This is a genomic window from Arsukibacterium sp. UBA5043, assembly GCA_002415085.1.
In the GTDB taxonomy this organism is placed as follows: domain Bacteria; phylum Pseudomonadota; class Gammaproteobacteria; order Enterobacterales; family Alteromonadaceae; genus Alishewanella.
This window is the reverse complement of the sequence record DIBV01000017.1, coordinates 548,140-573,889: the sequence shown is the minus strand read 5'-3', so window position 1 is coordinate 573,889 and position 25,750 is coordinate 548,140. Positions and strand designations below refer to the sequence as shown.

Genomic DNA, 25,750 nt, shown 5'->3' with positions numbered 1-25,750 from the left:
ATACACAGGAGTTGTCATATCCACTAGTATCCGCAGTACCTTTACGGCAGTGCGAGCTGCCCATTTATTTGCAACAGGTTGTTTATGAGCAAGACAAGTCAGTATGTATCCAGACAATCAGACGAAAACGGCATTATTGCCTGGTCGGATGAAGAAAATCAGATTTGGCACGAACTTATTACCCGTCAGCTTGGTGTGATTGAAGGCAAGGCATGTGATGAGTTTCTGGCTGGGCTTGAAAAATTACAACTGCCCACTGACCGGATCCCGCAACTGGAAGAGGTAAACAAAGTTCTGCGGTCGACCACAGGCTGGGAATGTGCTGAGGTACCGGCGTTAATCAGTTTTGATAAATTCTTCGAGTTGCTGGCTAATAAACGTTTTCCGGTTGCCACCTTCATTCGCTCCCGCGAAGAGTTTGATTATCTGCAGGAGCCTGATATTTTTCATGAGATTTTTGGCCACTGCGCCATGTTGACCAATCCGGCTTTTGCCGAGTTTACCCATACCTATGGTAAACTTGGTTTGGCAGCAAACAAGCAAGATCGGGTATTTCTGGCACGTCTTTATTGGTTTACCATTGAGTTTGGCTTATTAAAAACGCCCGATGGTCTGCGAATTTATGGTGGCGGTATTTTGTCATCCCCGGGTGAAACCGTTTATGCACTGGAATCTGATATTCCCGAGCGCAAACCTTTTGATGCTGTTGATATGCTGAGAACCCCTTATCGAATTGATATTATGCAGCCGATTTATTTTCTATTGAATAATATTGACGATTTATTCGATGTCGCTCATCTGGATATGATGGCCCTGGTAGAGCAGGCTAAAGCCCTGGGTTTACATGCGCCACGTTTCGAACCCAAACAAAAACAAGCAAGTTAGGAGTTGTAATGACAGAATTAACAGCAATGAAATGTGAAGCCTGTAAGGCAGATGCGCCAAAAGTCTCTGATGCTGAGCTACCAGAGTTAATGCGGCAAATTCCTGACTGGACTCCTGTTTCACGCGACGGTATTTTGCAACTTGAACGGTTATACAAGTTTAAAAATTTTAAGCAGGCCTGGGCATTTCACAATAAAGTAGCACAGCTGGCAGAAGATGAAGGCCATCATCCGGCATTATTACTGGAGTGGGGCAAGTTGACGGTAACCTGGTGGTCTCATTCTATTAAAGGGTTGCATAAAAACGATTTTATCTGCGCCGCCAAAACGGATAGCTTACTCGGCGATTAAGCTTAATACGCCCCGCGCTTCGTGCAACTAAATTCGATAATAGTGCCAGTGAGCAGCAGCTCGCTGGCGTTAATTTCCTCTGTTAATCATTCCGTTATGGTTGCTGCTTATCGTATCAATGGCCGCCTCTGGCGCATTTGTTCATATATCTTTACAAATTTGCTGGTCTGACAATAGCCAGATACCGTATTATAGCGTTATTAACTGGTATCGGGGTACATCGCTGCTATGCGTTTAGAAATTCAATGTCAAAACCGCCTGGGGCTCGCGCAGGAGGTGTTAAATATACTGGTGGGTTATCAGCTGGATTTGCGTGGAATTGAGGTAGACCCGTCACTCAACCGGATGTATGTCTCTTTTCCTACGGTAAACTTTGAAAAATTTCAGGAGCTGATGGCCAAGATACGACGGATTGCCGGCGTAGAGGATGTCAAAACCACTGCGTTTCTGCCATCCGAGCGCGAACATAACGAGTTGACAACGTTGTTAAAAACGTTGCCTGATGGTTTGATAGCTATTGATATTAAAGCCAATGTAACTGTAATTAATGATGCCGCGCTGGAAGCATTGTCCGTAGCGCAGTTGGATATCCAGGGGCAGTCTTTGCAGGGCATGGTAAAGGGATTTAACTTTCAGCGCTGGCTTGAGAGTGATGAAGTGTTGGCGCAAACCCGCCGTTTTGAAATTCATGGCAAGCGTTTTATCGCTGATATCCTGCCGGTGATGGTGCCGGACGAAACCGGGCTCGAGATCCTGGCCGGTGCGGTAATTAATTTAAAATCAGAGAGCCGGCTCGGCCAGCATATGGTGGCCTTTAAAAAAGGCGACCAGGAAAGTTTTAATACCTTGCAGGCTAACAGCAACCTGATGAGAAAAGTGGTACGAGAAGCGAAAAAAATGGCTCAGCTTGATGCGCCAATTTTAATTATGGGTGAAACCGGTACCGGCAAAGAACTACTGGCTCGCGCCTGTCATGCCGCAGGCAGCCGTGCAGCCAAGCCCTTTCTTGCCGTTAATTGTGCTTCATTGCCTGATAATGTCGCCGAGTCAGAATTATTTGGTTACGGCTCAAATGCTTTTGCCGGTAGTACTGAAGGCAAAAAAGGGATATTTGAGCAGGCAAATGGTGGTAGCGTTTTTCTGGACGAAGTGGGGGAAATGTCGACCCAGTTGCAAACTAAACTTATTCGCTTTTTACAAGACGGCAGTTTTCGCCGGGTTGCAGATGAAAATGAAGTTAAAGTAGACGTCAGAGTAATTTGTACTACCCAGAAAGATCTGCCTGGAATGGTTCAGGAAGGGCGTTTTCGTGAAGACCTGTTTTATCGTCTGAATGTATTAACGCTGACGTTGCCGCCCTTGCGCGAGCGCAAGCAAGACGTCGTGCCGCTGGCCGAGTTTTTTATCGCCCGGTTTGCAGCACGACTAGGTCGCAAAGTGCCACGCTTAACCGAGAGCTGCAGTCAGTTTTTACAGCAATATCCATGGCCGGGTAACGTGCGGCAACTGGAAAACGCGTTGTATCGTGCGGTTACGTTATTAGATGGCTATGAACTGGAAAAGGACCATCTGCAATTGCCAAGTTACACCAGTGATTTCGGCTATCTGGAGCAGGACTTCGATGGCACGCTGGATGAAGCCGTAAAACGCTTTGAAGCTAACCTGCTTCGCAAGCTTTATCCCGCTTACCCCAGCTCACGCCAATTGGCGAAAAAGCTTGGTTTAAGTCATACCGCAGTCGCTAACAAGCTGCGTGATTACGGTATAAACCGCAAGACTGTAAAAATATAATTACGTCTTCGTCCTTAATAGTTTACTAATGGCGGGCTGGCAGGCCTATCTGTCGGCCCTTGCGTTCGGGCAGCCAGCAAAAGGGCATTTTGTATTTTTTTCTGTACAAATTTTGCGATAGAGCCGTTACGGACTACTGCAACCTCACCTCTTTCTTTTTTTATTGGTAAGCGCATGATAGCGCCCACATTCGTTGTTTGGAGAATTTATAAATGACAACTACCAAAAATACTATTAATCCGTTGGGTACAGACGGTTTTGAGTTTGTTGAATATACCGCAGCAGATGCCGAAGGCATTAAGAAGTTAAAAGCGTTGTTTTTCTCGCTGGGCTTTACAGAAGTCGCTAAGCATCGCTCTAAGCAAGCCTGGTTATATAAGCAGGGCGACATTAATTTTATTATTAACGCCGAGCCCAATTCACAGGCAGAAGAGTTTGCAAGATTACATGGACCTTCAGTATGTGCCATGGCTTTTCGGGTAACCGATGCGGCCGCTGCATTAAAACATGCACTGGCCAATGGCGCGAAAGAATACAAAAACCAGGTAGGGCCGATGGAGCTGAATATTCCAGCTGTCTACGGTATTGGCAGCAGCTTGCTGTATTTTGTGGACCGCTATGGTGCCAGCTCAGTTTATGACATTGACTTTAAATACTATGACAACTGGCAAGCTGACATGGCAGAACATAGTGTGGGCCTGGAAGTGCTGGACCATTTAACCCACAATGTGATGCGCGGCAATATGAACCTGTGGGCCGGCTTTTACGAGAATATCGGTAATTTCCGCGAAATTCGTTATTTTGATATCGAAGGAAAGCTAACCGGTCTGGTCTCTAAAGCGATGACTGCACCTTGTGGTAAAATTCGTATTCCAATCAACGAGTCATCTGATGATAAATCACAGATTGAAGAGTTTATTCGTGAATATAAAGGTGAAGGGATCCAGCATATCGCGCTGACCTCAGACGATATTTATGAAACTGTACGCACTTTGCGTAGCCGGGGTATGGAGTTTATGCCCACTCCTGAAACGTATTACAACAAAGTTAACGATCGGGTAGAAGGCCATGAGGAAGATCTCGACCAAATGCGTGAGCTACGCATTCTGATCGACGGTGCCCCGATGAAAGATGGTATTTTGTTGCAGATCTTCACAAAAACGGTTATTGGGCCGGTCTTTTTCGAAATCATTCAACGCAAAGGCAATGAAGGTTTCGGCGAGGGCAACTTCAAAGCACTATTTGAATCTATCGAAGAAGACCAAATTCAGCGTGGAGTGTTAAGCAATGCGTAAATGGGCATCTTTTCCGTTAAAGGAAGGCGATGTATCACGGCAGGCGCATGCTGATTTCCCGGAGCAGGCAATATACGAGCGGGAAACCGGTCGCAGTGGCTTTTTCGGCCCGGCAACGCATTTTCACCATACTCACGCGCCAACCGGTTGGAGTGACTGGCAGGGGCCATTGCGACCTCATCTGTTTAACTTTAACGAAATTGAACAGGATAAAGCGCAATCGCCGTGGACAGTGCCGGACTTACTGTTTAACAGTCATTGTAAGATGCGGACCTGGCGCCTCAGCGATAGCATGAGCCGTCTGGCGCGCAATGCTGATGGTGACGAGCTGTTATTTATTCATGAAGGCAGTGCAGAACTTTATTGTGATTATGGTCACCTGAGTGTACGTGATGGCGATTATGTTGTGATCCCGCGCTCAACAATGTGGCGTCTGGTACCCAATGAGCCGATGTTTATTCTGCTGATTGAAGCAACGAACGACAGCTACCAGCTGCCGGAAAAAGGCCTGGTGGGCAACCACGCAATCTTTGACCCGGCAATGCTCGACACGCCAAAAATTAATGATAAGTTCAAATCGCAATACAGTGAAGACAGCTGGCAGGTTGAGGTAAAACGCCACGGCCAGGTGTCAGTGATTACTTACCCCTATAATCCGCTGGATGCGATTGGCTGGCATGGCGATTTGACGGTAATGCGGATTAACTGGCGTGATATAAGGCCATTAATGAGCCACCGTTATCATTTGCCACCTTCTGCCCATACCACATTTGTGGCGCAGCGCTTTGTAGTGTGTACCTTTGTCCCCAGGCCAATTGAAAGTGATCCGGGCGCATTAAAAGTGCCGTTTTATCATAATAATGATGATTACGATGAGGTACTGTTTTACCACGCTGGCGATTTTTTCAGTCGCGATAATATTGAAAAGGGCATGGTAACCTTTCATCCTGCTGGTTTTACGCATGGCCCTCATCCCAAAGCGTTTGCTGCCGGGCGCGAGTATAAGAAGAAGTTTACCGATGAAGTGGCGGTAATGCTGGATACCCGTGATGCGTTAGCGTTTGGTGACGCCGCGTTGGCGACCGAAAACCCGGATTACGTAAACAGCTGGAAAACCAAGCCATAGGTATGAACTCAGTTAAGGATTGATATGAAGCTAGCAAGTTTAAAAAATAATACCCGCGATGGCCAGTTGGTCGTGGTGAGCCGTGATTTAAGCCGGTGTATCGCTATCAGTGATATCGCAAAAACCATGCAGCAGTTACTGGATAACTGGGCGAGCCTGGCGCCAGAAGCTGAGCACGTGTCAAAAGCGCTGAATGCCGGCAAACTGGATGGCGAAATGGCATTCAATGTCCAGCATTGTGAGTCGCCGTTGCCACGCGCTTATCAGTGGGCGGATGGCAGCGCGTATGTAAATCATGTGGAACTGGTACGAAAGGCACGTAATTCTGAGATGCCGCCAAGTTTCTGGACCGATCCGCTGATGTATCAGGGCGGCTCAGATGATTTTATTGGTCCGCGCGACCCGATTGAGGCGATTAGCACCGAGCATGGCATCGACTTTGAAGGCGAAGTGGCGATTGTTACTGATGATGTACCGATGGCAATTAGCCCGGAACAGGCGCTGGAAAAAATACGACTACTGATGCTGGTTAATGATGTGTCTCTTCGCGGTTTAATTCCCAACGAGTTGGCCAAAGGCTTTGGCTTTTTCAACTCGAAGCCGGCGTCAAGCTTCAGCCCGGTTGCCGTTACCCCGGATGAACTGGGCGATAAATGGCAGGATGGCCGGGTGCATTTACCGTTGTTATCCACGTACAATGGCCAGCCATTTGGTAAGCCGAATGCCGGTGTTGATATGACTTTTCACTTTGGCCAGCTGATTGCCCACGCGGCGAAAACCCGCAATCTGGGTGCTGGCGCAGTGATTGGTTCAGGTACCGTGTCGAATAAACAAGGCACTGAGTATGGTACTGCCATTACCGAAGGTGGTGTAGGGTATAGCTGTATTGCGGAGATCCGGATGATTGAAACCATTCGCGATGGCAAACCCAGTACCGCTTTTATGCAGTTTGGTGATACCATTAAAATGGAAATGCTGGATAGCGATGGCCAGAGCATTTTTGGTGCTATCGACCAGCAAGTGGTTCAATATAAGGGTTAACCACAGGCCCAGCGGATGCGGATGTACTTTTTTCTGTGACCGTTGAAGCCCTGGACGGGTGGAAACGAGCCCCCAAGGATGGGTTCACGGCGTGTCGCAGGAAAATGTACGTAGCAGCAGCGGGTTCTAAGCGCTAAAGGTAACACGATGAAACTCTACAGCTATTGGCGGTCTTCCGCTGCCTACCGGGTGCGTATCGCACTGAATTTAAAGCAGCTCAGCTTCGAGACCATTCCTGTACATCTGTTAAAAGACGGTGGCCAGCAGCACAGTGCTCAGTATCAGCAGCTAAACCCCAATCAGTTGGTTCCCACCTACGTGGATGGTGAGCTGACGCTGAATCAGTCATTGGCGATTATTGAGTATCTTGAAGAGATGTATCCTGAGCCAGCATTGCTGCCTGAAGACGCTGCAGCAAAAGCTCAGGTACGCTCACTGGCGCTGGATATCGCCTGCGATATTCACCCGTTGAATAATTTGCGGGTGCTGCAGTATTTAACCGGGCCGCTAACACTGACTGACGATCAGAAAACCGAGTGGATCCACCATTGGTTACATACTGGCTTTACCGCGTTGGAGCAGCGTTTGCTGCGGACCTCTGGCGAGTTCTGCTATGGCGACAGCATTACCCTGGCCGATGTATGTTTGGTACCACAAGTTTACAATGCGCTACGCTTTAAACTCGACACGCTGGAGTATCCTACTATCAGCAGGCTATACCATCATTGCCAGCAGCTGGCCGGGTTTGCCCTGGCAGCGCCAGAGCAACAAAGCGATGCTCAGGTTTAAGCCATGACTGGTTTAAAGCAACGGATAAACGTGCAGCCGAAAAAAATGCCCACGATGCCAAAACGATTTCTTAACCGTGCGCTGGTGTATATCGGTGTGTTTGGTATTGTATTTCAGTTAACGGCTGCACTATATGCTTTATGGCACGGTGTGCAACTGCAACCATTATGGTTTGTAACGTTGCTGGCGCCCCTGCTGTGCGTTGCTTCAGGTATGTTGCCCGCGTTACAATTGCAGCGCGAACCGGATTAAAGCCGTCGTTTACTCCTGCGGTTTGGTGTTCGGAAGCTTAAACATACCTTTAATTTCTACCCTGGCAATGCCTTCATCATTAAAAATGAAATTAACTTGTCCCGGGCCGCGGTCGAAACGGTAGCGGCCGCCGTCATAATGTAAAATAAAATTACCCCGACCGTCTTTTAATTCAGGTTCCTGAGTCAGCGTAATCTTAAAGCCGCTTATTTCGTAGTCGAATGCCACTATGGGCGAATTGACGAAATCTGGTACCCAGACTTCGTCTTCATTTTGCAGAATGAGCGACAAAGCGTATTTCTGTGGCAGGCTGCTTACGGTCAAGCTTTGTTGACCGGCGCTGAAATGAAACTCACCGTCTTTTCGGGTATAGCCAAAGCCGTATTGCAAGGGTACTGTTTCTCCGCTTTGCAGGGTATAGCTGCCATTGCCCATTAACTGAAACTGGGCAAACGCAGATAGGCTAAACAGTAAGCTGATAATGATCGTTAATACTTTCATAGTGCTGTTCCTTAAACGGTGATGAATAGCCTTACTTTAGCCACAGTTCGTTATCACACCTGAGTCACATCAACAATCAGCTTCAGCTGCTGACCTGGTTGCAGATAACGTTCGGTATTAATATTGTTCCATTTAATTATTTCAGCAACTGACACACTAAAACGTTGGGCTATCCTGGCCAGTGAATCACCTTTGCGGACTTTATAGTTTACTGTTCTGGTTATGGCGGAGACCGGGCTGGTTTTACTGTCTTGCCACATGACCAGTTTCTGACCAGGTTTTAACGGATCACGTTCTACCATACCATTCCATTTTGCCAGCTCAGCAACCGTAACTTTGTGCATCCGGCTAATATCCCACAACGTATCACCATTTTGGACAATATATTCGATTTTTATGTCACCGCCAGTGCGATTCTGTGCTTTAGCAATGCGGTTTTGCTGGCTAAGCTGATAGCTGCCGGCGGCTTTGGCTGACGTAGGGATAAGCAGATGCTGACCAATACGGATGGTATTGGTATTAAGTTCGTTTAAACGGCTGATAGCATCAACCGTGGTTTTGTGTTGGTGGGCGATTTTGCCCAACGTATCGCCGCTGACGACGGTGTAACGCTGCCATTGCAAGCGGTCTTCGCTGGCAGTTTGTGCCAGCAATCGGCTGAAACTTTCTGCTTTAGCTATCGGTAAAACCAGTTGGTGTGGGCCGTCAGGATCGGTAGCCCATTGATTAAATCCCGGATTCAGCGCCTGCAGTTCTGCAACACTTAAATCAGCCAGTTCGGCCGCAATCGCTAAGTCTATCTGGCCTTCGGTAGCGACCACCGTAATTTTTGGTTCATTGCTAATAAATTTCCAGACGATATCAAAATCGTCCGGGCGTTTTAAAATATCAACCAGCGCAAGTAGTTTCGGTACATAAACCGTGGTCTCTGCAGGTAAATCCAGTGACCAGAAATCTGTTGGCAAGCGTCGTTTCTGATTGGCGCGAATGGCACGACCAATCCGGCCTTCACCTGCGTTATAAGCAGCGATAGCATTGAGCCAGTCATGTTCCAGGGTATTGTACAGATACTGCAGATAATCCAGTGCCGCCCGGGTTGATTCGATAACGTCACGCCGACCGTCATACCAGAAGTTTTGTTTCAGACCAAAACGGGTGCCGGTGGCTGGCATAAATTGCCACATTCCTGAGGCTCTGGCGTGCGAATAGGCGAAAGGGTCAAAAGCACTCTCGACAATCGGTAATAGTGCCAGCTCTAACGGCATATTGCGCTTTTCAAGCTCTTGTACAATGTAATGCAAAAACGGTTGTGCCCGATTGGCTACCCGATCAAGATAACTTTGGTGCTGGCTGTAAAAATTGCGTTGTTCGACGATGGGTCTGGTTTGCGGCACGTCAAACGTTAATTGTAATTGAATGCGTTGCCACAAGTCTTCCAGCTCGGTAGCGTCAAGCGGCGCAAGTTGTTCAGGCGGCGCACCGCCATACCACAAGCGGCTGGCAATTTGCTCTGCACTGGCACCTTTGACCTGGACGAGAGGTGGGGTGTTGGATTTTGGCTTGCCGCTGACTGGGGCAGGCGTTTCTGTCGTGCTGACACAGCCGCTAAGCAGTGCAACTAACATGACGGCAGAAATTTTCAAATGCATAAGGTCATTCCGCGAAAAAAAATTCATGTTACCTGTTCAAAGCCCGATTGCAAGTCAGGATTTAAACTGATCTTTCATTGCTCTGAGCCGGGTAAACAGGCTAAGCGCATCATCTTGCTGGAACTTGCGTTGCAAAGCACTGTTTTCGCATCGCAAAAACGGGTTGACCCGTTTCTCCGTGGCTAAACTTGCTGGCAATGTGGGCCGGTTTTTCGCACGTAAATTCAGACAATGTTGCTGATAATCCTGCAGTGCCTGATTATCGGGTTCGACGGTTAGGGCGAAGCGCAGGTTAGCCAAAGTATACTCATGAGTACAATACACTGCGGTATCCTCGGGAAGCGCAGCGAGTTTCTGCAATGAGTGATGAAGTTGTGCCGGGGTGCCTTCAAATAACCGGCCACAGCCGGCACTGAACAAAGTATCGCCACAAAATAAATACGGTTTGCTATAAAAACCAATATGGCCTGAAGTGTGGCCGGGTAAATCGATTACCTGAAACTGACAGGACAAAGGTGTCAGTTCAACGATATCATCCTGTTGCACACGTTCGGTCAATAACGGTATTTTGCTTTGCTCGGCGGCAGGACCAATTATTCTTACATCAGGGTAGGCACGTTGCAATTGTGCAAGGCCGCCGGTATGGTCAGGGTGATGATGGGTAATGAGTATGGCATACAGTTTTTTTTGCTGTTGCTGCAAAAATTCTAACACGGGCTTGGCATCGCCGGGATCAACCACAACACAATGTGAGCTTGCTGGCTGACACAGACACCAAATGTAGTTATCCTCAAAGGCAGCCAGCGGACTAATACTCAACATCAGATTTTCTTTTAACATTAAAGCGCCCCCATCTAAAAGCAGGCACCAGATTATCATGAAACCAGCATTGAACGAAAATGAACCGCAGGTACCAGCAAGCTGGCAGGCATTTTTGCAAGGCCCGGCTTTAGCGCAGGCGATTAGCAGACAGCTGCAACCCTGGTGGCAACAGATATTTGGGTATTACCTGCTTAAAGTTGGCGATTTGAGCAGTGATTTAGACTTGCCGGGCTGCAACATAAAAAATCAGGTGCGTTTAGGCAGCAGTGACAACGGTAAAAGCCATCTGATAGGGTTACCTGATACGTTGCCGATAGACAGTCACAGCATTGATGCCGTGTTGCTGAGCCAGTGTCTGGAATATCAGGCCGATCCTCACCATATCGTGCGGGAAGCGCATCGGGTACTGATTTCCGATGGCTACCTGTTGTTAACGGGATTTAATCCAGTAAGTTTATTGGCGTTGGTGGGCATTGCGCCTTGGTTAAAGCAGCGTTACCCATGGCAAGGCCGTTTTTTTTCGCCTGGTCGGATAAAAGACTGGTTACATTTGATTGGTTTCGAAGTGCTTGCTGAACAACGATTTTTTTATGGCAGCATGCTGGTAAATGAATATGCTGATAGCTCTGTGCAACGTTTTGCAGAACAATATCTTAATTATTTTGCCGGTTGTTATCTGTTGGTGGCCCGGAAACGCGAATTGCCTCTGACCCCTATCCGCCAGCGATGGCAACTGGCGCCGGCCTTTGCTGACGGGGTCAAAGGCGTTAGCGCCCGTCAGGGCTGTCGCTAATGAGCACAGGCCTGTTCAATTACCCCATGTTTTTATTCATTAAGCTGAACTAAAGTATAGCCTTGTTGTTGCAACAACTTCAGCAGACCGTCTTCGCCCGCCAGATGCAACGCACCTACAAGTACCATCGTGGTATGCTCATTGCCGGTTAAAGATTGCAGCATGGGCATCCAGGCATGATTGCGGTTAACCAGTAAAATCTCATACATTTGTGGTACCTGCTGCAGATCTTCAACAAATAATTGCTCTAGTTTTTCAGTATTACCACTGCGCCAGGCTTGTTTCATGTCGACTAACTGCCCCTCCACTTTGGGCATATCCTGCAACGTGGAGCGAATGATGACATCCGGATCTAATAGGTTCATACCATCTAGCACTGCCAGATGCTGATCTGTGGTCTCAAGCCCGCTAATTTTCTTATCCTGCTGCTGGCCCAACTGCAGATAATGCATGTCGACCCCCGTTTCTGCTGCTCCTAAACGTTGCATTTCGACACTGGCAAGCATCATGGCAGCGAAGCCTGGTTTGAACCGGCTGACTGCTGCAATGGGCATGTTACGCTCTGTGGTGTAGTTTTTCAGTTGCTGATAGACCTCAGCTGATAACACCTGCTCCAGGGTTTTTCCATCGCTGTAGGTATTTTGGTGCATCATTTTGCTTAAGCCAGCCGGGCTGGTTAACGCGTTCAAATCCGTTTCAAACAGCAACTCGCTGCTCTGATTAAACGCGGTGTCGTATGCCGCAGGCAGCGGGTAGTCATTTTTACTGAGTAAATGAACGGTACCTGCCAGATAAAAATGCTGGCCATCTTTACTGACTTTCCAGACGCTGGCTGCCCACACCGAGCTGCTTACAAGCAATAGGGTATAGCACAATAAATAAGTAAATAAGCGCATGATGTTTCCTTTTAAGTGCATGATTACCAGTTGCAAATTACCACATCAAATCATCAGGGATCTGATAGTCGGCATAGGGATCATCTTCATCAGGTTGCTGTTGTTTGGTATTGAGCAATACGATGCTATTGGCATCACGTTGCATAATTTTTTCTGCCACCGGGGCCGGTATTACCTGGTATTGGTCGGCCTGACGGGCTATGGCGACTAACCCGCGGCTGAGCTCGTCATGCAATTTCTTACTGACGTATAACTTTTTAACCAATTTACCGTCGACAAAATTAAAACCCAGCTCGCCTTTGCTGCTAATCGCATTGGTTTCAATCATTTGTTTTACCTGGGCTGCGATGGCTTTTTGCGCTAACTCGGCCTGTTTTTGCTTGTTAAGCTCTTTATCCCGAGCTACCTGTTCCGCTTTAGCTTGTTGTGCCAGCGAAGAGGCATCGTTGTTTAGCACTGCACTTTTTCCAGCCTGAGTCTTTTGCTGGTGTTTTTCTTTTTTCACTTTTTTCACTTTTTTGGCATCGGCCAAACCAGCTTTTAGCAGCTGGTCACGAAACGCATTACTCATGATTGGGTTACTCAATTTACAAGGGAAATTACTCGGCTTAGTGTACCCTAAGCAATCTTATTAACTCAAATGAGCCAGTTCGGTTATCATATAGCAGTACTTTAAGGTCATGAGGTTCATTTTGCCATTTAAAGATTTAGCATTAGACCCGCGCTTACTCAGGTCAATTCAACATTTGGGCTTTGATAAGCCAACTGAAATTCAGCAAGAGGCGATTCCGGCAGTAATGGTTGGCCGTGATTTAATTGTGTCTTCACAAACGGGGTCGGGTAAAACCCTGGCTTATCTGCTGCCGATGATGCAACGTTTGCTGAAAAGCCGGGCCTTATCGAAGCAAGATGCCAGGGCCCTGATTTTAGCGCCGACCCGTGAGCTGGCCAAACAGGTTTACGCCCAGCTTCGCTTGCTGGTGGCAAATACCCCGATTAGTGCCGCATTGATTGTTGGTGGCGAAAACTTTAACGATCAGGAAAAAATTCTGAAGCGGCAACCGGCAATAGTCGTTGCGACGCCAGGAAGATTTGTGGATCATCTGGAGCACAAAACCCTGTTTTTACAAGGTTTGGAGATGCTGATTCTGGACGAAGCAGACCGAATGCTCGACCTGGGTTTTCTGCCACAACTTACCACCATTAACAAAGCTGCAGATCACCGCTTGCGTCAAACTCTGTTGTTCTCTGCCACTCTTGATCATGCAGAAGTTGATAATCTGGCACTGGCGTTATTAAAGAATCCGCATCGGGTTGCCGTGGGGGCTGGCTATCAACCCCATCAGGATATTGAACAGCGGTTTTTCCTGGCCGATAATCTCAGCCATAAGGAAGCGCTGTTAAGTTATTTTTTAAAGCAGCAGAATATTAATCAGCTGATAATGTTTACCGCTACCCGGGCCGATGCCGAGCGCTTGACCAGCGTTTGCGAGTCTGCCGGCTATACTGCCGTGGGCTTAAGTGGCAAATTAAGCCAGCAACAACGAAACAGCGTGATGCAGCAATTCGCTACCGGCAAATTTCAGGTGTTGGTTACCACCGATTTGGCATCACGTGGCCTGGATTTGCTGCAAGTGTCACATGTGATTAATTTTGATTTGCCTAAGCATCCCGAAGAATATGTCCACCGTATTGGTCGCACGGGCCGGGCCGGGGCAAAGGGACAGGCTGTTTCTCTGGTCGGCCCGAAAGACTGGCCAAGTCTGCAAAATATTGAAGCATTTTTGCGCCACGCCATTTCATTTTCGGTTGTTGACAGTTTGCCAGCTAAGTTTAGCGGTATTACTCCGCTGATCGCTAAGTCAGACAGCAGGACTAAAGCTAAAGGTGCTGCCCCGAAAAAGGTCGCCAGGACGTCTCAAAGTAAGCCTGATACGGCAAAAAATAAAGCGCCATCTTTTTTTGAGGGTGGGGATGATGGCAGCGGCCCGGTGCGCCGTAAAAAATAATTGGTTGCTGGTTAAATGTTCAGCAGTTTTACTGCTACACTAAAAAAGCTTAAGTCGTGCCAGCTGGTGTTAACCCTTTCTGGCGAATACGATTTAGCTGGTACGGCTGGCTGGAAAATATATTTTCTGCTCGTCCGGTATTTATATTGACCGCATGATCAGCTTAACTGATAATGCGTTTGAATATTTAGCCGCTCGATAAGCTGGCCGAGAATATTTAAGTCGCCGAGATTTCGGCAAATTTAGTTAAAGTAAGAGAGTGTTATGTCACAGTTAATTTCTGGTACAGTTAAGTGGTTCAACGAAGATAAAGGTTTCGGTTTTATTGAGCGCGAAGGCGGCAAAGACGTATTCGTTCATTTCCGCGCTATCAATGGCACAGGCCGTAAAACTTTAGTTGAAGGTCAGCGTGTAACTTTCGAAGTTACCGAAGGTCAGAAAGGTCCACAGGCTGAAAACGTCACTGTAACCGGTTAATCTGATAGTTTTCTTGTAAAGAGCCAGCCACAGAGCTGGCTTTTTTATATCTGCAGCTCAGCCAGAGCAATTAATCGCTGACGCCTTAAAAAGGCAATGTAAGCTGGCCTGGATTAGGAGCAGTAAAACCCAGCTGTAAGCCGACCAGCCGCACCCCTTGCTGTTGCCGGCGTTGCCATGCTTGCTGTAATAAGGGTAAAAACTGCTCGAGTTTGGCGGTTTGCGCCTGACATTCCACCGTTGTTTGTCGAAAGTCACTGAATTTAAGTTTAACCCCAATCTTCTGCAGCCCTTTATCGCCCTGATTTGCCAGTCGTGATTGTAATTTTGGCCATAAAGCACTCAAGGCCTCTACACAGTCCTGATAAACGTCGATATCTGTTGCCAGGGTATGTTCCACGCCGACGGATTTGGCATGACGTTCAATTCGGACCGGCCGCTCGTCGATACCCTGGCTGCGCTTTAATAAACTATCGGCCATTGCGCCAAAATGTTTGACCAGTACTGCCAAATCGCAGCTGGCAATATCTTTACACTTTGTTAAACCTAGCCGGTTAAGGCGTTCGGCGGTTTTATCACCTACTCCGGGAAGTTTAGCCAAAGGTAAGTTGTCGACAAAAGCAGTGACTTGTTGTGGCGTTATTACAAATAAGCCATCAGGTTTGTTTTCATCGCTGGCAATTTTTGCCAGGAATTTATTTGGCGCTACCCCGGCTGAAGCGGTCAGTCCGGTTTCGGCCAGAATAACCCGGCGAATATCTTCAGCGATGCGGGTCGCACTGCCGCCAAAATGTCGGCTATTGCTGACATCCAGAAAGGCTTCATCCAGCGACAGCGGTTCTACCAAATCACTATAGCGCTGAAAGATCGCCCGGATTTGCCTGCTGACCGTTTTATACTTCTCCATATTGCCGGCCATGAGATGCAATTGTGGGCATAGTTTCAAAGCTTGACCTGTCGGCATGGCAGAGCGAACACCAAAAACCCGGGCAGGGTAATTACAGGTGGCGATAACGCCCCGGCTACTGCGGCTGCCGCCAATCGCCAGTGGAATGGTGGCCAGCATCGGGTTATCGCGCATTTCTACTGCGGCGAAAAAGCAATCCATGTCGATATGAATAATTTTACGCTGACTGACCATGGTATCAAAAAGAAACTGTATTGATGTACAGTATAGTAGTGTTAGGGTTTTGCCTTGTAAAGCTCTGATACGTGTAAAGCAGACCATCCAGATATTAATACAAGTCATGCACTCGATATCGTGGATGGCTGGATGGCTATATTTTCGGTGCATCCTGAATAAAATCAGGGTAGAATAAGCGCCAATTAACAGTCCCCATTTATTTAACCAGTAAGCGTGACCCGCGCCCAGGAGAAAGCATGTTAAAGCGTGAGATGAATATTGCCGATTTTGACCCGGAATTATGGCAGGCGATAACAGATGAAACCGACCGTCAGGAAGCGCACATTGAGTTAATTGCTTCTGAGAACTATGCCAGTCCACGGGTTTTACAGGCACAAGGTTCACAACTTACCAATAAATATGCTGAAGGTTATCCACACAAACGTTATTACGGCGGTTGTGAATTTGTTGATATCGCTGAAGATTTAGCGATTGACCGTGCTAAGCAATTGTTTAGTGCTGATTACGCTAATGTGCAGCCTCATGCGGGTTCACAAGCCAACGCGGCGGTATTTTTAGCCCTATTGGAAGCGGGTGACACTATTTTGGGAATGAGTCTGGCACATGGTGGCCATTTGACTCATGGTTCACATGTCAGTTCGTCTGGCAAGCTCTATAAGGCTGTCCAGTATGGCCTGCACCCAGAGACGGGTGTCATAGATTATGATCAGGCTGAAGCACTGGCTGTTGAACACAAACCAAAATTAATTATTGCCGGTTTCTCTGCGTACTCTGGCATTGTTGACTGGCAGCGGTTTCGCGATATTGCGGATAAAGTAGGGGCGTATCTGCTGGTAGATATGGCGCATGTTGCTGGCCTGGTAGCGGCTGGTCTTTATCCAAACCCGGTGCCGCTTGCTGATGTCGTGACGACAACGACGCATAAAACACTGGCCGGGCCACGTGGCGGTTTAATTCTGGCGCGTAAAAATGAAGCTATTGAGAAGAAACTAAACTCTGCTGTATTTCCGGGGAGTCAGGGTGGTCCGTTAATGCATGTCATCGCTGCTAAAGCGGTTGCGTTTAAGGAAGCGTTAGAGCCTGAATTTAAGGTGTATCAGCAGCAGGTGTTAAACAATGCCAAAGCCATGTGCGATGAAATGATTAAACGTGGTTACAAAATCGTCTCAGGCGGTACCGAAAACCATTTGTTTTTAATGGATTTAATCGATAAAGACATTACTGGCAAAGCAGCGGATGCCGCGTTAGGCCGGGCGCATATTACTGTTAATAAAAACTCGGTTCCAAATGATCCGCGCTCACCCTTTGTCACCAGCGGCCTGCGAATCGGCACGCCGGCGATTACCCGTCGTGGTTTTAAAGAAGAACAGGCGCGTCAGGTGGCTTGCTTTATTTGTGATGTATTGGACAACATTGATGATGACAGCGTAATCGAGCGGGTTAAAGCGGATGTTGCTCAGTTATGCAGTCGTTTTCCGGTTTATGCTTAAGCATTAATTTAGTGCTATTATGGCCGCATTTGCGGCCATTTTTATCTCTGAGAACTGTCCATGTATTGTCCCTTTTGTAATGCTGATGACACCAAGGTTATTGATTCCCGCTTAGTGGCGGACGGTCATCAGGTTCGCCGCCGCCGCGAGTGCCTGGCGTGTCATGAACGTTATACAACGTTCGAGGTTGCTGAGCTAGTGATGCCGCGGATCATTAAGCGGGATGGTTCGCGCGAGCCTTTTAACGAAGACAAGCTGCGAAATGGTTTACTAAGGTCGCTGGAAAAACGGCCGGTATCAACCGAGCAGATAGAACAGCTTATTCAGAAAATTAAATCACAGTTACGCGCTACAGGCGAGCGCGAGCTTGGCAGTAAAATGCTGGGCAATTTAATCATGGATGAACTGGTTAAGGTCGATAAAGTGGCTTACGTCAGGTTTGCCTCCGTGTACCGCTCGTTTAAAGATATTCGTGAATTTGGCGAGGAAATCGCCCGCTTAGGAGAGCAGTAGTGGCATTCACCCCAGCCGACAACCAGTTTATGACTCTGGCGCTGCAGCTGGCAGCAAAAGGCCGGTTTACTACGGACCCTAACCCGAATGTCGGGGCGGTAATAGTCCAGAACGATCAGGTGGTTGGCCGTGGCTATCATCATCAGGCCGGCCAGGGCCATGCCGAAGTTTATGCTCTGGCTGAGGCGGGCGATAAAGCGTGCGGCGCCACTTGTTATGTGACACTGGAGCCCTGCAGTCATTTTGGTCGCACGCCTCCCTGTGCTGAGGCGTTAATTGCCGCGGGTGTATCGCGGGTAGTGATTGCAATGCTTGACCCTAACCCCCTGGTGGCCGGCAAGGGGGTTGCTTTGCTGGAGCAGGCTGGGATTTATGTAGAGAGTGGTTTAATGCAAGCAGAAGCCCGGGCATTAAACCGGGGCTTTCTCAGCGCTATGGAGCGGCAAAGACCCTGGCTGAGCTTAAAACTGGCAGCCAGTATTGATGGTCGTACCGCATTGGCTAACGGTCAGAGTAAATGGATCAGCAGTGTACAGGCAAGAGCCGATGTTCAGGTACACCGGGCACAAAGTAGCGCTGTGTTATCTACCGCCAGTACCGTGCTGGCCGATAACGCTCGTCTGACCGTAAGACAGCCCGAAGGGGGGCTGGCATTAACGCCATTATCCGACGGGCAATTGCGACAACCTTTGCGGGTGATTCTGGACCGACGCCGGCAATTAACGGGCAACGAGCCGTTATTTAGTTTGCCCGGTGCCATTTTGCTCTGTGTCACGGCCATTGAGCCACAGCGAACAATGCCATCAGAGGTTCAGCAATTAGCGGTCCCGCTTTGTGCTAAAGGTTATTTTGATTTGAAAGCATTGCTATACCTGCTTGCTGAGCGTCAGGTACGCAGTGTCTGGGTAGAAGCTGGCGCTACATTAGCCGGTGCATTATTACAACAACAGCTGGTGGATGAATTTATTCTATATCAGGCGCCGGTATTATTGGGACCGCAAGCCCGGCCTATGGCGGCGCTACCAGAATTAACGACGTTGAGCCAGGCTCACCGGTTTGAATTTAATGATATTTACCAGGTCGGGACTGATATTCGGCTGACGGCGCTGCTGAACCAGGCGAATTAGCTCTGATACCATTTAACAACCGGCTGAACGTAGCATGATCTTTACCGGTATTATTGTGCCAACATATAACAAGGGTTTTTATGCAACTGAATACACCTGCTGAAATTATTGAAGATATTCGTCAGGGCAAGATGGTCATCCTGATGGATGATGAAGATCGTGAGAATGAGGGTGATCTTGTTATGGCGGCAGACTATGTGACGCCTGAAGCCATTAACTTTATGGCCAAGCATGGCCGCGGTCTTATTTGTCTTACCCTGAATAAAAAACGTTGTAAACAGCTTAATCTTCCACTTATGGTCGATGCGAATAAATCTCCTTTTGCGACTAACTTTACCGTTTCGATAGAAGCGGCTGAAGGTGTTACCACCGGCATTTCCGCTGCTGATCGGGCTCGCACGGTCAAAGCTGCAGTGGCCCGCGATGCGGGTCCTGCAGATATCGTCCAACCGGGACATATTTTCCCGCTGATGGCCCAGGATGGTGGGGTGCTGGTTCGCGCCGGGCATACCGAAGCCGGCTGTGATTTAGCGAGGTTGGCAGGTCTGGAGCCTGCTGCGGTCATTGTGGAAATTCTCAATGATGACGGCACTATGGCCAGACGACCGGATTTAGAAATATTTGCCCGTGAGCATAATATTAAGATCGGTACTATCGCTGATTTAATTGAATACCGTAACCTGAATGAAACAACTATCGAGAAAGTCGCTACCTGTCAATTACCAACTGAAGTGGGTGACTTTCAGCTGGTTACGTTCAAGGACACCATCGACAATCAGCTGCATTTTGCCCTGGTCAAGGGGGAAATTAAACCCGATGAGGCAACGTTGGTTCGGGTGCATTTGCACAATACGTTTTCAGACTTACTGTTGGCTGATCGCGCAGCGAATCGAAGTTTTCCACTACATACTGCGATGAAGCGAATTGCGGATGAGGGCGGGGTACTGGTGTTGCTAGGCAAGCATGAGTCAACGGCAGAGTTGGTGCGGATGGTACAGGCATTTGAAGCTGAAGATAAAGGCGAGCAACCCAAAACGGTACCCTGGAAGGGCACATCACGTAATGTTGGGGTCGGTTCACAGATCCTGGCCAGTTTGGGCGTTAAAAAAATGCGTTTGCTTAGCCAGCCGAAAAAATACCACGCCTTATCTGGCTTTGGTCTGGAAGTCGTCGATTACGTATCCGAATAACAGCGATGCCGCAATTGCGGTTTTTGTGATATTATACGCGGCTGATTTTTGCAGCCCCAGATTCGAGAGGATTTACCATGCAAGTGATTGAAGCCGGCTATGTAGCCAAAGGCAAGAAGTTCGCGTTAGTCGTGGCTCGGTTTAACGGTTTTATCGTTGAAAGCTTGTTAGATGGCGCCGTTGATACCTTAAAACGAGTGGGGAACGTCAACGAACAGGATATTACTGTCGTACGGATCCCTGGCGCCTTTGAAATGCCGCTGGCGGTACAACGGGTTGCAGCGAGTAAAAAATATGATGCGATTATCGCGCTGGGCGCGGTGATCCGTGGCGGTACGCCGCATTTTGAATATGTGTCTGGCGAGTGCACTAAAGGTATAGGTCAGGTTGCCATGCAACACGATCTACCGGTGGCTTTTGGCGTACTTACCGTTGACAGCATAGAGCAAGCAATAGAGCGTGCCGGCACCAAGGCTGGCAACAAGGGTGCCGAGGCTGCAATGTCAGCACTGGAAATGGTTAACGTGCTGGACCAGCTGTAACAGGAAATTTTATGAAACCAAATGTGCGTCGTCAATCGCGTTCACTGGCGGTACAAGGGATATACAGCTGGCAGGTCAGCCATAACCCGATAGCCGATATTGAACAGCAGCTTTTGTTGGAAAATAATGTAAAACAACTGGACGTTGCTTATTTTCAAGATATTTTACGCGGTGTGGTATTGCATCATAGTAAGTTGGATGAGGCATTAAAACCTTACCTGGAACGACCGTTTGAAGATATTGACCTGGTTGAGAAAGCGGTGCTTCGGGTCTCCGCGTACGAGCTGAAATATCGGCTTGATGTGCCTTACAAAGTGATTATTAATGAAGCAATAGAGCTGGCAAAAGCCTTTGCTGCAGATGACAGCCATAAATTTGTTAACGGTATTCTCGATAAAGCGGTTCGGGTGCTGCGAACCAACTAAAGGAGAGCCGGCATTTGTCGGCTTTTTTACATGCTATGGGTGAATTTGAACTTATTGCCAGCTTCTTTGCTGACGCCGGTATTGCGCGTCAGGACGTGGTGGTGGGCGTGGGTGATGATGGTGCCGTGCTGCAAATTCGCGACGGCTATGATCTGGTTGTCACAACAGATACGATGGTTAGTGGCACTCATTTTTTCCCCGATGTTGACCCCAGAGCGCTTGGCCATAAGCTGGTTACCGTAAACGTTAGTGATTTAGCAGCAATGGGGGCGGAGCCCGCCTGGCTATCTCTGGCTTTGACGCTACCGAAGGTGGATGAAACCTGGTTGCGCCAGTTTGCGGCAGGTCTGGCAGAAACGGCTGATTATTATAATTGTCGTCTGATAGGCGGCGATACGACGCGCGGTCCGTTAAGCCTTACTATGATCGCGAAGGGCCAGGTGCCACGGGGCCGGGCGATTACCCGCGGCGGCGCGAAAGTAGGCGATTATATTTATGTTACGGGCACCCTCGGTGATGCTGCACTGGGATTAAAAGTATGTCAGGGGCACGCTCAAGCGAGTAAGAAACATCAGGCACATTTGTTACAACGTTTTCATTTCCCTTCTGCCCGGGTTGCTCTGGGACAGGCGCTTAGAAATGTTGCCAGTAGTGCGATGGATCTCTCTGACGGTTTGTGTGGTGATTTGCCGCATATTTTACGCCGCTCCGGCGTCGGGGCTTATATCGACGTCAATAAACTTCCGCTTTCTCAGGCGCTGAAGGACAGTTGCGATCATGCTACTGCACTTAATATGGCACTTTCTGGTGGCGAAGATTACGAATTGTTGTTTACCGTGCCGGAAAGCAAACGCGGCAGTCTGGATGTGTTACTTTCACCTTATGGTGTGCCTGTTAGTTGTATTGGCCGGATTACGGGTGTTGCCGGTAAACTGGAATTAAAGGCCGGTGAGCAGCCATTTGATTATCAACATCAGGGGTTTGTCCATTTCCCATGAATAATAATAAATTTCAATTACGCCGCTGGCAGCATTTGCTGGCATTGGGGTTTGGTGCAGGTCTTGCGCCCCGCGCGCCAGGAACCTTTGGTACTTTAGTAGCTATTCCATTTATTATTGCCTTCGCAGCCATGGGTACGGCTTGGTATCTGGCATTTCTGGTGCTTGGTACACTACTCGGTATCTACATTTGTGGCAAAACGGCAAAGGATGTGGGTGAACATGATCATGGCGCCATTGTCTGGGATGAAGTTATCGGGTTTGCGCTAACCATGTTACTGGTACCGATAAGTGTGCAAAGTTTGCTGATTGGTTTTTTGTTATTTCGTTTATTTGATATTGTAAAACCCTGGCCAATTCGTTGGTTTGATCGTCGAGTGCATGGCGGCCTGGGGATTATGCTGGACGATATATTGGCGGCCGCGCCCGCCTGGTTGATATTGCAATTGCTTTTTTATTATCAGCTGCTGAATTAGCGATAAAGGATCACAGTGCGGAGCTAGGGAATGAGAAAACTGATAATACCTGGATTGATGCTGCTGTTCGCTGTGGCTAACCTCGCTGGTGCCGGTGAAATTGAAGCTGCCGGGAAAACCACAACACACACCGAGCCGATGTCCGCGGCTCAACCTGAGCAGTTTGACCAAAACATACCCTCAGTTTACGATTTCGATATCCGGCACTGGACCAGTAACGACGGTCTCTCCAGTAATTCTGTGCGTGCTGTTACTCAGGATGATCTGGGATACCTGTGGCTTGGTACCTTATATGGCCTTAACCGCTTTGACGGTTTGCAGTTTGAGCATTTCACCACGGATAACACCCGGCATCTGGCTAGTAACACCATTACCCGCTTGCTCAGAGACAACACAGGTTATATCTGGGTCGGCACCAAAGCGGGACTGTCAGGGTTTGATCCCGCAACGCTGAAGTTTGAACGCTATCCGATTGTGGCAGAAGTAACAGCAATTATTGCGGTGGCGGACGATGAAGTGTGGGTTGCAGCAGATAATCTATTTAGAATTAAAGCGGGTAAAATCAGCAGAATAGAGGCCGTACGCAGCCAGGTTCATCAACTTGAAACCGCGAAGGATGGCGTCTGGGTTAGTAGTGCGGAGCATATTTACCAGCTAAGCCCGGATGGCAGCCAGCAACGGCAAATGTACCCGTTACCATTAGAGCTTGCTCAGACACCGGTTTATGACTTGACGGTTACTGAGCAGGGTTTACATCTGGCCAGTGAAAGTGGTTACTACCATTTATCACCGGATGGTGAGATCCTCAAGTGCCAGCTGCCTGATGGTGAGCACAGCCCGGTTTACAGACTGTTCAAAGACAGTCAGCAAGGCAGTTGGATTTCAACTTATCGCAAGCTGTTTTACCGCCAACATCAGCAAGATTGGCAAACGGTTACCACGGCTGAGCTGGGTACTACACCATGGTTCAGTGACTTATTCGAAGACAAACAGCAGAATATCTGGTTAGCCAGTTACAGTGATGGAATTTACCGCGCAGCCTCCGGGCATGTGAGGCGATTAGTTGATGGTCTGGTTGACCCGGTAGTACGCAGTATCGGTATAACTCCCGACGATGAGCTTATTATTGCCAGTCAGTCAGCGTTGCAAATCCTCAGTATGTCTGGCGAATTTACCACATTACTCGATGAACACATTATTGGCAGTCAGACTATTCACGATTTTTTCTGGCCAGAATCAGAGCTGCTGTGGTTTGGTGCGGATAGCGGTTTGCTGCAATATAATCTGAAAACCCGGGAATTAAGTGCCCCTTTTCCTAGTTTGCAGGGCAATACCATTAAAGTTGTTCAGCCCGCTTTTGATGGGGGAGTCTGGCTCGGCGGCGTTCGGGGACTTTATTACGCATCAGATAACCAATTAACCCTATCACCATTAAATGAACAGTTTGAATCGCGCAATATCACCGCAGTACAGCAGACAGAATCTCAATTATTTGTTGGCACCACAAGAGGTCTGTATCAGTTTCAGCAAGATAAGCTGCAACGTCTGGGGGTGGGCAGGGCACTTTACAACAGCTATATTCTGGCACTGCTGCATTTACCTGATGGCAGTTTACTGATCAGCACCATTGATGATGGAATTTTTATCCGCCGACCGGATCAGCAATGGTTGCAGCTTCACACTGGCAATGGCATGCCACATGGCCCGGCTGTGAGTTTCAGTTATGACGAGGCTGATCAGCAGGTATGGGTAAGCAGCCACAAAGGCATATACCGGTTGGCACTGGCGGCGTTGCCTGAAAATAATAACCAGCCTTTTATTATTGATGAGGTGCTGACACCCTTTGACCGGCAGTTAGGAAGTGGGCCTAATCGCTGCTGTAACGGTGCGGGACACGCTAAAATAGTGCGCTGGCAGGATGAGTATTGGTTTCCGACGTTGAAAGGGTTGATAGTTGTACAGGCAAATTTAAAGGAAACGTCAGCACAGCCGTTAAAGCCACAAATTAAACAGGTTACAACCAATCAGCAATATCAACTTAACCAGGGCCAGCAAAGACTCGTGCTGGAAATGGATGAGCGGAATGTAACGCTGCATTACTCTGCATTAGAGTATATTAAACCGGACGCGCTGCAGTTTCGCTATCGGCTGGATGGCTTTGATAGCCATTGGCATGACGTAGGCCAGCGGCGCGAAGCGGTATATACCAACTTACCGCCAGGTGATTTTGTTTTTCGACTTCAGGTACGTCATAGCGGTCACCTCTGGCAATCTGCCTCTGAGAGTAGTTTGGTATTAATTGTGCCAGAACGCTTTGATGAAACGTTGCTGTATCGCTCGTTGTGGTTGTTGCTGCTGCTGTGCTGCTTATATGGTGTGTTGTGGCTGGTCAGGCGAAATACCCTGCACAAACAGCAGGAGCTTGAGCGGCTGGTCAGACAGCGTACCCAGGAGTTAGAAAATAGTAATGTCCGCTTAAACGAGTTGAATGAACAACTCGGACAACTGACGCATAAAGATAACCTGACGGGCTTACGTAACCGACGCTTCATGTTCGAACAACTACCAAAAGATATCGAGCACTTTCAGCGTAATCGGGAATTGATGCAGGATCAGGGAAAGTGCCTGGCGTTGTTACATGTTGATTTAGATAACTTTAAGCAAATTAATGATCAGTATGGTAACAGTGCAGGTGATAGCCTTATTCAACAGGTCAGTGGCCTTTTGATCCGGGAAACGCGCGGCTCTGATTACGTGGTACGCTTTAGCGGCGCTGCATTTGTGTTGGTGTTACGTGATATTCAGGCAGATTTGGTTCGCCAGTTTAGTTATCGGCTCAATGAGCAAGTTGCAAAAGCGGCGTTTAATTTACCGGACGGCCAGATTGTCAGACTGACCTGTTCTATCGGTTATGCCCATTACCCGTTGCCTTTGCTGGGCGGTCAGTTAATTAACTGGGAGGTCTCACTGCAGCTTGCTGAACTGGCGCTTTACCATGTAAAACATCATGGGAAGAATGCCGTAGCAACACTGGCATTTGATACGCAACTGGATGCGTTTGAATTTGAAGACTCTGCCCATATTGAAGCGCAAATTGAAAAGCTGCTGGCAGAGGGGCTGGTGTGGTTTGAGCAAGGAGATAGCCAGGCACTTTGACGGGTGCCCGGCT

Annotated in this window: 26 protein-coding genes; 20 read left to right on the top strand and 6 right to left on the bottom strand. The window is 48.3% G+C overall.

From position 1 onward, the window contains the following. Positions 1-84 precede the first annotated feature (84 nt). The 8 genes from phhA (at position 85) to B2Q61_RS16570 (ending at position 7,529) form a co-directional block, all read left to right on the top strand. A complete protein-coding gene (gene phhA, locus B2Q61_RS16605; protein ID WP_290617801.1) occupies positions 85-885 on the top strand; it encodes a phenylalanine 4-monooxygenase in 801 nt (266 codons plus the stop codon). Positions 886-893: 8 nt separating this feature from the next. Next, positions 894-1,235 carry a 4a-hydroxytetrahydrobiopterin dehydratase gene (locus B2Q61_RS16600; protein WP_290617799.1) on the top strand — a complete coding sequence of 114 codons (342 nt, stop codon included), beginning with the start codon at positions 894-896 and terminating at the stop codon, positions 1,233-1,235. A 228-nt stretch (positions 1,236-1,463) separates the two neighbouring features. Next, on the top strand, positions 1,464-3,026 hold the full coding sequence (gene tyrR / locus B2Q61_RS16595; RefSeq protein WP_290617797.1) for a transcriptional regulator TyrR: 1,563 nt from the start codon (positions 1,464-1,466) through the stop codon (positions 3,024-3,026). Between the two features lie 212 nt (positions 3,027-3,238). After that, positions 3,239-4,321 (top strand): 4-hydroxyphenylpyruvate dioxygenase, encoded by a 1,083-nt coding sequence (hppD, locus tag B2Q61_RS16590; RefSeq protein WP_290617795.1) that lies wholly within the window; start codon positions 3,239-3,241, stop codon positions 4,319-4,321. Next, complete coding sequence (locus tag B2Q61_RS16585; RefSeq protein WP_290617793.1) at positions 4,314-5,447, top strand: homogentisate 1,2-dioxygenase; 1,134 nt, start codon at positions 4,314-4,316, stop codon at positions 5,445-5,447. Before hppD ends, B2Q61_RS16585 begins: the two co-directional genes overlap by 8 nt. 24 nt (positions 5,448-5,471) lie before the next feature. Beyond that, a complete protein-coding gene (locus tag B2Q61_RS16580; protein WP_290617791.1) occupies positions 5,472-6,488 on the top strand; it encodes a fumarylacetoacetate hydrolase family protein in 1,017 nt (338 codons plus the stop codon). A 147-nt stretch (positions 6,489-6,635) separates the two neighbouring features. After that, the gene (maiA, locus tag B2Q61_RS16575) at positions 6,636-7,277 is read left to right on the top strand and encodes a maleylacetoacetate isomerase (protein ID WP_290617789.1); all 642 of its coding nucleotides are present in this window, start codon (positions 6,636-6,638) and stop codon (positions 7,275-7,277) included. A gap of 3 nt (positions 7,278-7,280) precedes the next feature. Beyond that, positions 7,281-7,529 (top strand): hypothetical protein, encoded by a 249-nt coding sequence (locus B2Q61_RS16570; RefSeq protein WP_290617788.1) that lies wholly within the window; start codon positions 7,281-7,283, stop codon positions 7,527-7,529. Positions 7,530-7,538: 9 nt separating this feature from the next. Here B2Q61_RS16570 and B2Q61_RS16565 read toward each other — a convergent pair whose 3' ends face one another. From B2Q61_RS16565 to gloB, 3 genes are read right to left on the bottom strand one after another with little or no spacing between them, the layout of a single operon-like run. Continuing rightward, on the bottom strand, positions 7,539-8,030 hold the full coding sequence (locus tag B2Q61_RS16565; protein WP_290617786.1) for a hypothetical protein: 492 nt from the start codon (positions 8,028-8,030) through the stop codon (positions 7,539-7,541). A gap of 53 nt (positions 8,031-8,083) precedes the next feature. Then, a complete protein-coding gene (locus B2Q61_RS16560; protein ID WP_290617784.1) occupies positions 8,084-9,679 on the bottom strand; it encodes a lytic transglycosylase in 1,596 nt (531 codons plus the stop codon). Positions 9,680-9,733: 54 nt separating this feature from the next. After that, entirely contained in the window at positions 9,734-10,519 is a 786-nt protein-coding gene (gloB, locus tag B2Q61_RS16555) for a hydroxyacylglutathione hydrolase (RefSeq protein WP_290617782.1), read from the bottom strand. A gap of 37 nt (positions 10,520-10,556) precedes the next feature. Here gloB and B2Q61_RS16550 point away from each other — a divergent pair, with 37 nt between their 5' ends. Next, positions 10,557-11,294 (top strand): methyltransferase domain-containing protein, encoded by a 738-nt coding sequence (locus B2Q61_RS16550; protein WP_290617780.1) that lies wholly within the window; start codon positions 10,557-10,559, stop codon positions 11,292-11,294. A 32-nt stretch (positions 11,295-11,326) separates the two neighbouring features. Here B2Q61_RS16550 and B2Q61_RS16545 read toward each other — a convergent pair whose 3' ends face one another. Continuing rightward, positions 11,327-12,190 (bottom strand): TraB/GumN family protein, encoded by an 864-nt coding sequence (locus B2Q61_RS16545; RefSeq protein ID WP_290617778.1) that lies wholly within the window; start codon positions 12,188-12,190, stop codon positions 11,327-11,329. 37 nt (positions 12,191-12,227) lie between these two features. Continuing rightward, complete coding sequence (locus B2Q61_RS16540) at positions 12,228-12,761, bottom strand: DUF2058 domain-containing protein (protein ID WP_290617777.1); 534 nt, start codon at positions 12,759-12,761, stop codon at positions 12,228-12,230. A gap of 121 nt (positions 12,762-12,882) precedes the next feature. Between B2Q61_RS16540 and B2Q61_RS16535 the strand changes: the two genes are divergently transcribed. Next, positions 12,883-14,199, top strand: a complete 1,317-nt coding sequence (locus B2Q61_RS16535) for a DEAD/DEAH box helicase (RefSeq protein WP_278369294.1) — start codon at positions 12,883-12,885, stop codon at positions 14,197-14,199. Positions 14,200-14,463: 264 nt separating this feature from the next. After that, complete coding sequence (locus tag B2Q61_RS16530; RefSeq protein WP_019674773.1) at positions 14,464-14,676, top strand: cold-shock protein; 213 nt, start codon at positions 14,464-14,466, stop codon at positions 14,674-14,676. Between the two features lie 85 nt (positions 14,677-14,761). Here B2Q61_RS16530 and dinB read toward each other — a convergent pair whose 3' ends face one another. Beyond that, positions 14,762-15,817 carry a DNA polymerase IV gene (dinB, locus tag B2Q61_RS16525; protein ID WP_290617772.1) on the bottom strand — a complete coding sequence of 352 codons (1,056 nt, stop codon included), beginning with the start codon at positions 15,815-15,817 and terminating at the stop codon, positions 14,762-14,764. A 239-nt stretch (positions 15,818-16,056) separates the two neighbouring features. On the opposite strand from dinB, the gene glyA reads away from it, so the two are divergent. The 9 genes from glyA to B2Q61_RS16480 all read left to right on the top strand — a co-directional run bounded on the left by glyA (position 16,057) and on the right by B2Q61_RS16480 (position 25,737). Further along, a complete protein-coding gene (gene glyA / locus B2Q61_RS16520; protein ID WP_290617770.1) occupies positions 16,057-17,310 on the top strand; it encodes a serine hydroxymethyltransferase in 1,254 nt (417 codons plus the stop codon). A 60-nt stretch (positions 17,311-17,370) separates the two neighbouring features. Further along, complete coding sequence (gene nrdR / locus B2Q61_RS16515) at positions 17,371-17,823, top strand: transcriptional regulator NrdR (protein WP_290611110.1); 453 nt, start codon at positions 17,371-17,373, stop codon at positions 17,821-17,823. Then, complete coding sequence (ribD, locus tag B2Q61_RS16510; RefSeq protein ID WP_290617768.1) at positions 17,823-18,950, top strand: bifunctional diaminohydroxyphosphoribosylaminopyrimidine deaminase/5-amino-6-(5-phosphoribosylamino)uracil reductase RibD; 1,128 nt, start codon at positions 17,823-17,825, stop codon at positions 18,948-18,950. The genes nrdR and ribD overlap by 1 nt, the downstream gene beginning before the upstream one ends. Positions 18,951-19,030: 80 nt before the next feature. Then, entirely contained in the window at positions 19,031-20,140 is a 1,110-nt protein-coding gene (gene ribBA, locus B2Q61_RS16505) for a bifunctional 3,4-dihydroxy-2-butanone-4-phosphate synthase/GTP cyclohydrolase II (RefSeq protein WP_290617766.1), read from the top strand. Between the two features lie 77 nt (positions 20,141-20,217). Further along, entirely contained in the window at positions 20,218-20,682 is a 465-nt protein-coding gene (ribE, locus tag B2Q61_RS16500) for a 6,7-dimethyl-8-ribityllumazine synthase (RefSeq protein ID WP_290617764.1), read from the top strand. Positions 20,683-20,693: 11 nt separating this feature from the next. Beyond that, a complete protein-coding gene (gene nusB / locus B2Q61_RS16495; RefSeq protein WP_019674766.1) occupies positions 20,694-21,107 on the top strand; it encodes a transcription antitermination factor NusB in 414 nt (137 codons plus the stop codon). A 14-nt stretch (positions 21,108-21,121) separates the two neighbouring features. Beyond that, on the top strand, positions 21,122-22,105 hold the full coding sequence (gene thiL, locus B2Q61_RS16490; RefSeq protein WP_290617762.1) for a thiamine-phosphate kinase: 984 nt from the start codon (positions 21,122-21,124) through the stop codon (positions 22,103-22,105). Beyond that, positions 22,102-22,581, top strand: coding sequence for a phosphatidylglycerophosphatase A family protein (locus tag B2Q61_RS16485; RefSeq protein WP_290617760.1), 480 nt, complete (start codon positions 22,102-22,104; stop codon positions 22,579-22,581). Before thiL ends, B2Q61_RS16485 begins: the two co-directional genes overlap by 4 nt. Positions 22,582-22,611: 30 nt before the next feature. Continuing rightward, positions 22,612-25,737: a ligand-binding sensor domain-containing protein gene (locus B2Q61_RS16480; protein ID WP_290617758.1), complete on the top strand. Its 3,126-nt coding sequence runs from the start codon at positions 22,612-22,614 to the stop codon at positions 25,735-25,737. Positions 25,738-25,750: the final 13 nt, after the last annotated feature.